Annotated in this window: 8 protein-coding genes; 4 read left to right on the forward strand and 4 right to left on the reverse strand. The window is 32.9% G+C overall.

The window, feature by feature from the left end:
* Positions 1 to 679 precede the first annotated feature (679 nt).
* Positions 680 to 2,347 carry an ADP-ribosylglycohydrolase family protein gene (locus BLT46_RS12735; RefSeq protein ID WP_245722993.1) on the forward strand — a complete coding sequence of 556 codons (1,668 nt, stop codon included), beginning with the start codon at positions 680 to 682 and terminating at the stop codon, positions 2,345 to 2,347.
* 280 nt (positions 2,348 to 2,627) lie between these two features.
* On the opposite strand, the gene BLT46_RS12740 is transcribed toward BLT46_RS12735, so the two are convergent.
* Positions 2,628 to 4,556, reverse strand: a complete 1,929-nt coding sequence (locus BLT46_RS12740) for a DUF262 domain-containing protein (RefSeq protein WP_090410498.1) — start codon at positions 4,554 to 4,556, stop codon at positions 2,628 to 2,630.
* 568 nt (positions 4,557 to 5,124) lie between these two features.
* Between BLT46_RS12740 and BLT46_RS12745 the strand changes: the two genes are divergently transcribed.
* Positions 5,125 to 5,703, forward strand: a complete 579-nt coding sequence (locus BLT46_RS12745) for a hypothetical protein (RefSeq protein ID WP_090410499.1) — start codon at positions 5,125 to 5,127, stop codon at positions 5,701 to 5,703.
* A 109-nt stretch (positions 5,704 to 5,812) separates the two neighbouring features.
* On the opposite strand, the gene aqpZ is transcribed toward BLT46_RS12745, so the two are convergent.
* The 3 genes from aqpZ to BLT46_RS12760 form a co-directional block, all read right to left on the reverse strand.
* A complete protein-coding gene (gene aqpZ, locus BLT46_RS12750; RefSeq protein ID WP_090410500.1) occupies positions 5,813 to 6,511 on the reverse strand; it encodes an aquaporin Z in 699 nt (232 codons plus the stop codon).
* A 320-nt stretch (positions 6,512 to 6,831) separates the two neighbouring features.
* Positions 6,832 to 7,206, reverse strand: a complete 375-nt coding sequence (locus tag BLT46_RS12755; protein ID WP_090410501.1) for a nuclear transport factor 2 family protein — start codon at positions 7,204 to 7,206, stop codon at positions 6,832 to 6,834.
* Positions 7,207 to 7,314: 108 nt separating this feature from the next.
* A complete protein-coding gene (locus BLT46_RS12760) occupies positions 7,315 to 7,857 on the reverse strand; it encodes a TPM domain-containing protein (protein WP_176770755.1) in 543 nt (180 codons plus the stop codon).
* A gap of 249 nt (positions 7,858 to 8,106) precedes the next feature.
* Here BLT46_RS12760 and BLT46_RS12765 point away from each other — a divergent pair, with 249 nt between their 5' ends.
* A complete protein-coding gene (locus BLT46_RS12765; RefSeq protein ID WP_090410503.1) occupies positions 8,107 to 8,607 on the forward strand; it encodes a hypothetical protein in 501 nt (166 codons plus the stop codon).
* Between the two features lie 75 nt (positions 8,608 to 8,682).
* The coding region (locus tag BLT46_RS12770) for a transposase (protein ID WP_143021890.1) at positions 8,683 to 9,057 on the forward strand (375 nt) is incomplete at its 3' end.

The raw sequence follows: 9,057 nt of genomic DNA on the forward strand, positions 1-9,057 counted from the left end.
CTGATATAAAAATGAACTATATCACAAATTATGCTCAGATAAATATTAGTCGTGATGATTTGAAAAAATCAATCTACAGCAAAGTTGCTGACTTACTTAGAAAAGAAATTGACTTTGTTACAAAAGAATTAAAATAACAATGACACTTTATGATTAGTCCTTGTTTTAACAGAGTAAACTTATAATAGACATGGTATTCCTAATCTGCATATTTCTATATTAGAAAAGAATATAGTCCTCAAAGAGTTATGCTTTTTGAGGATTTTTTTTTAGGTTATCTGAAATTCATTCGCAAATACCTAAAATTCTTTATCTACAAAAAAGATATAAATTACTACGAATGAGGAGAATTAAAAACACATCCCTTGCTAAAACTACTATTTACCCCGTCCTACAATAAGCTCCCCCACCCTCCTAACTTTCTTCATTTATTTCTTTCACCATTTTCAAATTGTCCGTAAATTACTATGAGCAATTAACAAATATGGAAATGTCCTGTACTCCCTCAATAAAAACAAATGAATTCCCCCCTCTCAAACCAACAAAACTCACAAATAGGAAATTAAACTTCCTGCACACCTCTTTACTTTGTAGTGTTCAATAGGCAGTGATTTATTCTTTAAATACATGCAGCTGACTACAACAAAAAATACAATCATTCATTTTAAATTCTAATATTATGGCAACGAAACCTATTTTAAGCAAAAAACCAACTAATCAAGATAGTATTCCAGAAGGAATTGGAGAGTTTGGATGGGATGTTACAAACCCAATTCCTACCGCTTCTGTAGCTCATAATCGTCTATACTTAAATGCATTAACAATGCCTAATGGAAATAAAGTACAATACACACGTATGGGAAGTGTAGGAGCAGAAAATATTCCTGATATTATTGATAAATACCAGATTTCTTGTAACTCTATTCTTGTCGGATATTTACACTTGTGTCCTTATCACTTAAAGACATCTGAAAAGGCGCCTAAGAACTTAAAGTTATCACATTTAGGTAAGGATATCTTGTTAGGTGTTGCTGTTGCTGATGCAATGGGTGCTCCTGTTGAGTTCTTTAAACCGACCTCAATCGACTTGAATGAAGTTCGTTCAAATTACGCGAGTGATCCTGATAGATTAACAGCATTTGGTGCCTGGTATAAACCTGTGGGTACGTTTACAGATGATTCGTCTATGACTTTTTGTTTGGCAGAATATTTAGCGAAAGGAAAGACTGATTTAAAAGATTTGATGCAGTTGTTTACAATGTGGGCCGATTCGGGATATTGGACTGCAGATGGAGAAACATTTGATATTGGAAATACTTGTTCTGCTGCTATTCATAATTTCTCTCTAAGCAATGATCCTACTACGTGTAGAATGGCTTCTGAAAAAGATAATGGCAATGGTTCGCTTATGCGTATTCTTCCTTTATTATTTCCTTTTAGACAGACAAAAGATAAAGATAAATACCAACTTGTTTCTGAGTTTAGTGGTCTTACTCACGCTCATAAAATATCGGTAGATTGTTGTTTTATCTACTTGTGGTTTGCTTCTCTTTTACATGACCGAAAGGATATTGCTGTTGCTTGGAATCAATTGCTAAAAACACTTCCTCCTCATATTTTAAACGACGAACTTTATGCTAATTTGTTTAAAGGAGACATCACACAAGCGAATGCTTCTACGTTTAATGCTAAAGGATATGTATTAGGTACATTGGAAATCGCTATCTATTGTTTATTAACTACTTCTTCGTATGAAGATGCTGTTGTAAAAGCTATTTCTTATGGAAATGACACGGATACAAATGCTGCTGTAACTGGTGGTTTAGCGGCTATTGTTTATGGTTATCAAACAATTCCGCAACATTGGTTAGCTCCATTAAAAAGAGTAAACAAAGTGGTTGAATTGGCAGAAAACCTTGAACTTGAATTTGAAAATGGATATGTTGATGCAACCTTTGACCCTATTGGCAAATATACAGAGGAACAATTAATCGAAATTGTATGTAAGTTACAAGGTAAAGTTCCGAGTTATATTGATGATTATAAAAATAGAGATTTCTTAGACCCCGAATCAGACGATTTCCATAACTATTGGATAGATATTTATACACATCTTGCTTTTGCTTATGGTGTAAAATATGGTTATATAGACTTTGATGCGTATTCGCCCTCTTTCCAATTCATTTATTTTGGGGAAGATTTTAGCCATCCTATTGCTAAAGATAATTATGATTTTGATATTTATGGTTATTATAGAGAACTTGTACCTAATGGGGATTACTATATTTTAAATAACTTAGAGTTTTATCAACACGAAAATATTGAGGCTATCTTAGATTTTGTTTAATACTTTCTTAAACAAGCTTATATAGTTTTAGCAAAATACGTCCTTTTAAAACGAGGTATTTAAAAACAAAACAGGGGTCTTTTCCGAAGAAGTCCCGATGAAAGCTACAACCGTTCTCGAAGAAATGACTTAAAGAAAAACGAACCTATTTTAAACAAGAACCAAACTAATCAATATGTAATCCCCCTTTAAAACGAGGTGTTAAAAAACAAAAGAGGATGTCTTTTATTGTAAGACAGCCTCTTTTTTATCTTATACTTTAACCGTAATTTCTAACAAACTAAATCTCATTGAATAGCAACTTATTCATCTCGGTATCTAAAATTGCTGGCAACTCCCAATAAGCAATGAAATCCATAAACATCTGACGTCCCCTATCTTCTATCGTTGCCTTGGTCCACTCTTGATAATTCAGCAAGTCTAACTCCGAACTTGTCAATCGGTACTCGTGTTTTATGGCATTGCGCACTTTATTTTGAACATTTACAAAAGTATTCGCTTCTTGTTTGTTGTACGATAAGAACATATTCCCCACTGAATACGTGTACTTATTTCTGTTTACTTTCTGTTGGCTATTGATATCTTTATACGTACTTCTCTCCATATAGTAATCTTCAGACGGATAAACCAAATTAATACGTGGCTCTCCACTGCTCAGCAGCGTTCCTTTATACTCTTCCAACGATTTTAAGAAATACTCTAAGCCTGTCCAGCTTTTAAAGCCTTCTCCTTTTTGAATGTGCTTGCTAACTTCACGCCACTTAAAGTGTTCTACACGCGACTCCATCAATGTCTCTAAAAGATACGTATTATCGTGTGCACGTCCTCGTAAATAGTAGTTGTTCACATCTCTAAACACGTCTTCTTGGTTTAGGTTGGAGTTGTTTCCTTGTAACAAAAAACACATAATATTGTGACGCTCAATGGCAAATAACAGCCTTTCAATCGTAGCTATTTTCTGAGCTATTTCTATTTCTGTAGCCTTGTCTTTCTCTGGTAAATCGTGCATCAAAATTGCTAATACCAAATTCAACATATACTTACCATATCCACGCGGAAAATTGTTTAATCGCTGTATGCTACGCTGAATCTTTTCACTGACAATGTACTTGAAATCCTCATCACCATCTACGGCAAACGGATTATTGATAAAATACCACAGTACTACTGCCTTTCGCATACTTTCTAACCATTCGGTAAGCTCACTGTATTCGGCGTAATTCTTATCGCCTAACTCCTTCTCTAAGTGGAAGTCTTGGGTAAATAGATGTTTCTGGTACGACTTAAAATCGGTGGATACCATAGAAGTACGAGAGAAGTACAACAACCAAAATGCCTTTAAAAATGCGTCATCATCCATTGCCTGCTCTGGGTTTCTTCCTAACCATTTATAGACCTCTAACCACGATTGGTTAACTTTCTTTCTACTTCTGTCAATTGTACCTTTCGTAGTCAATTGTTTAGACACAATATACAACACACGGTTTTTTAATCGCTCTAAACTCGACAATTGTTTTCCTCTAAAGTTCAACGTTTCAAAGACCATCGACACGTCTAATGGACGCTCTTTGGACTCGCTTAAGTTTAGAATTGAAAACAATAAATGCTTGGTTATTTTCTCTATCCACAGCACAATTTCTTGTTGTGGAAAATTCGCTACTTTCTGAGCAAAATACGTCTTAGCAAGGGTTAGGTTGTGCGTGTACAACGTTTCCGTTTCCTCACGCATATACGCCTCATCATTGAAGATTTCACGGATCAAATAGTTGTGTGAGGGTACATCAACGTGGTATCCGAAAATATATCGGTTACTATTGTTTTCACGCACTTTGAAATAAGTACCAATTAACGCTTGTTTGATTGGTCCATCTTCTAAAACAACTGCTAATTCAGACAAGAGGATCAATAAAGTTGTTAAACGCTGTTGTCCATCAACAAGATTCACACCATCATACGCCTTGTTGTTTACATACAACTTGTCGCCTCTCAAAGTAAATCCCTCTTTGCGAATACTCTCTTTGTCATTTGCAGTAAAGTCGGTTAATGTCAGAATACCAGTAAAATGAAAAGCGTTTCTCAATTGGTGAGTATTAGAAAGGTCGTTCCACAACTCCTCTAACTCCTTCTTAGTCCACGAATATCCCCGTTGGTAATCTGGAATACGGAATACTTTCTCTCTAAAAACCTCTTCAAATGTTACTATATTCATATTAACTTTCTTTAATCTCCTAACTTGCTAAAGTGGCTAAAGCTATAACACTTCATAGGATTGACTGCTGTTAGGGGGAGTAAAAATAAGACTATTCAAGGGAAAAATGAAATGTAAGACAAATAAGGATTTAATAATTATTTACGCTATTTCATTCATAGTTAGGCCCCTTGCTTAAACACTACAAATTGTCATTTATAAGACTTATAAAACAATATATCTGTACCATTACACTATTCATTTCAAACTGAGGCACTAAGTAAAATACGCTTCTTTTTTTTCTTAATTTTATGAGAATGAATAGTTTATTAAACAAAAAATTGATAATCACATATTGTATAGTAAACAGCTTTAAAATCAGGTAAACATTTTATATATTGCATCTTCTTATTTCGCCTTTTTTACAAGGATAAAAAAACTACTTAATTAAATATTATTTCTCTTTTAAATTTGAAACAACTTTAAGTAGCTACACAATTTTATCACTATTTGTGCGTATATAGATAGTGATGCATAAACAAGAACCTTAAATAAGCACTTGTATAATAAAAGATTAAAACACATTTAAATGAGAAAAACAATCATTCTGGCCGTTTCCTTACTAACTTTTAATACAATTTGTCTTGCTCAAGATCAAACAAACTCTATTGATAGTCAGTTTACTACACTTGTAAACGAGTCAAACAATTACCAAACGTATAAAATTGTTCCTAAGGTTAAATTGCAACAATTACAAACTAATGTAAATAATGCAATGAACAAATTACAATCAGTAATTGACAATCATGCAACTGCAACTCAAGCACAAACTGACTCATTAATATCAATGTCTAATAAGTTAGAAACTGCTCAGGCTGATTTAGCTGTTGCCTTAGAACGTGAAAATAGCTTTCAAGTTTTAGGAATGTCAACGCAAAAATCGACATTCACTTCTATTGTTTGGACTATTATCGGGATACTGATTTTAGCATTAGTATTCTTTGTTTACAGATTTAGAAGTAGTCACGCAGTTACTCGTGAGGCAAATTTAAGGTTAGCAGAAACAGAGCAAGAGTTAGAAGATTTAAGAAAATCATCTCTTGAACGTGAACAAAAAATTCGTCGTCAATTACAAGACGAAATCAACAAACACAAAAAAGCAGTTTAATATAAACTGTTTAATGACACTTTTGAACATAACAAAATACCTTATACAAAAAAGACAGACATTGAATAATGCCTGTCTTTTTTTATGTTTAATAAACTTACTAACTCATTTAATCTCTTTTCAATAGTTTTGAATAGATTAAAGCGCCTACAATAGCTCCAGCTACAGGTGCTAAAATAAACAACCACAATTGCGAAATATAATCCCCTCCAGCAAATATCGCTTGCGAGATTGAACGTGCTGGGTTTACTGATGTGTTAGTTATTGGAATAGAAATCAGGTGAATTAATGTTAGTGCTAATCCAATAGCAACTCCCCCAAACTTAGTATTTGCTTTTTCATCCGTTGCCCCCATTATAATAATTAGGAAAAATGCTGTTAAAACAAACTCTGCTACAAAAGCCGATATCACATCATATCCGTGTGGAGAAAGATAACCATATCCGTTGGCTGCAAAAGCTCCTGGCATAGTATTATCAATGACATTACCATCTATTCCTTTATAAATCACATAAAGAACAGAAGCCGCAACAACACCTCCCAATACTTGTGATCCAATATAACCAAATAAATCTTTTGGAGAGAAACGCCCTCCAGCGTAAAGTCCGATTGAAACAGCAGGGTTAAAATGCCCTCCTGAGATATGGCCAACTGCATAGGCCATAGTAAGTACGGTAAGACCAAAAGCTAAAGCTACTCCTGCATAACCAATACCAATTCCTGGTAAACCAGCAGCAAATAGCGCACTACCACATCCTCCAAATACTAACCAAAATGTTCCAAAGAACTCTGCAAAATAATTTCTCATAGCGTTTTAAAAATATTATACACTATTAAGAGCCCTAAAATCGCATTTAGTCACTTTGTTTAACTTTTGGTTCTTTTATAGAGTTTTTTACCTAACACCACCTTAGTCATATTCACAGTTTGTGCTTTTAATCCTTAATTCATTAACCTACTAAAAAAGGACTAAAACATATTTTTCTACACAAAACGTCATTTCTTTTACTACCTTAACAATAATTAGCTGGTATTGACTTCCTTTTCACGTTGTCAAATTTTACTTACAGATACAAAAAAGGTGCTTCTCTAACAGAAGCACCTTTATCTTTTATACAACCTATTTACCTATGTCTCTAAACGTACACAACTACCAGAAATTACTTTTAACCCTTCCAATGTTTTCTTCCACGTACGGATGTATTTGAATGTCCCTTCAATAGGCATATCCATAAAACGTCCTTTTGTTTGATATACACTCATTACAACAGCACAATCATCCATTATACTTATATCTTTAAAAGTTACCTCAAGATCCTCGACAATCATTGTACCTGAACGGTGTGAAGATAGTTCCATTTCTTTTGTAATCGTCAGTCCATTAGGCGCTATAAACAAAAAATCATCGTGTAGAAATTGATTTAATTTACTTAAATCACGACTTTTAATTGCTTGAGCCAATCGTTCCTCTAAGTCTTTTATATCTTGTTCTGTAATCTCCATAACTCATCTGTTTTCTGTTTCCTATAAAGTTACAAAGTCTTACTTCATTTAGCCAATTATTCAGTGTTTTTAACATCCAAATTCACATAGCTTTTAAACACTTTCTTTTTACAAATTGTGTTCGTATTCTTCCATCTTCCAAATTTCTACAAGTGCTATTAAGGCATTCATAATCCCTTCATAATACTGGTCTTGTTTAAAATAGGGAAAAGCAATATCTGTAAGAATATTAGTACACTTTTCATCAGTAAACACTTTGCTAATTTCATCACCTGTGTAAATTGCTCCTCGCTTATGTTGTAAATCAATTATGAATATTACACCATTATCTTTTCCCGCTTTTCCTAATGCCCATTTTTTTCCCAGTTCAATACAATATCTCTTAAAATCGCGTTCTATTGGTACTGATTCAAATAAAGCAATCGATATTTCATTTGATGTTTGTCTTTCAAAATCTGTAATATATTCTTCTATTGCTTTAGCCTGGTCATGCGTGAGAACATTTGTATAATCACTTAAATAACCTAAATATTCTGGAAAAACGATTTGTTGTTCTAACTTGCTATTTGTTACCTTTTTATCTTCTCCTTGCTTACAACTACTAAAAAAAATACTTGCTAACAGCATAAAGAATAAATATTTCTTTCTCATTATGCTAAATTTGTATGCTAACATACAACTATTATAAATAACTTTTAAAATATTTTAGTTTTAATCCTTTGTTTTTTAAGCACTTTGAGCATTATCAAGTTCCCTTTTAATTGAATATGTCTCATTTTAATACACAAACCGTTGTTAATTAATAATTTAACTTGTTTTTTTTTTGTAACTTGTACCTACCTTTATATAGATATATCCTTACAACCAATATGTTATAAAAGTAAAAAACCACAATCAATTATGAAAAAAGCCAATCTACAAGTACTCCATTCTTTTTTATCACCATTGGAGTACACAGCCATTTTATCTGACACAAGAGAAACAATCGATGATAATTTATTCTTGGATTTCTTGTTAGACCAAAACATCATTTTAAAGGTGGATCAAAACAGCCAACACTTGGATATTGACATCTTAAACTTTATTATGAAACGTCTTGATTGCAGAGGAAAGGCATTAGATATTGACCCTAAAAAACTCCATAAAAAAGTAATTACTGCAATTCGAAAGGAAAAAATAACGAAAGAAGAAGCTATTCCTTACATTATTAAAAACATCAAAAAGAAATTGGATAAGGACTTTTTGATTTGTAGACTGGAACGCTTTGATAATGATGCGCTTTATTTAGGAGTACTCAAGAAAAAAGAGTATAAAAAACTGAGTAAAATGGAACTGACGTATGGTGAGTTTTTCAAATATGGGAAACAGAAGTCACAGGATAATGAAAGCAATGTTGAATAAGCCAAATAAGAAAAGAGAGAAACATCTGTTTCTAGACATGCCCCAAAAAGTTAGACACTTTTTGGGGCATTTTTTATGAGTAGAAAACAGAAATACAATTTTGAATTTAAGTTACGTATAGTAACTATTATTTTGGAAGGTAAAGACAGTATGAGGGGACTTTCTCGATCAGAAAAAATCAGTGAGTTTAACCTTTATTTTTGGCTTAAACTATATGAAGTTTATGGAGAACAAGGATTACATGGAATCTCCAAAAACAAATTCACTATAGAAGAAAAAATTCATATTATTCAGGAACATCAAAATAGTGATTTATCTTTGACAGATACCTGTGTTAGATATAGAATCTCAAATCCTTCTGTCTTATTCCAATGGATAAGAAAATTTAAAAGCAAAGGATTTAAAGGTTTAGAAGACAATCGGGGTGTACATTTAAAGAAAAATAAAACA

It is taken from the genome of Myroides phaeus (genome assembly GCF_900099675.1).
Taxonomy (GTDB): Bacteria; Bacteroidota; Bacteroidia; order Flavobacteriales; family Flavobacteriaceae; genus Flavobacterium; species Flavobacterium phaeum.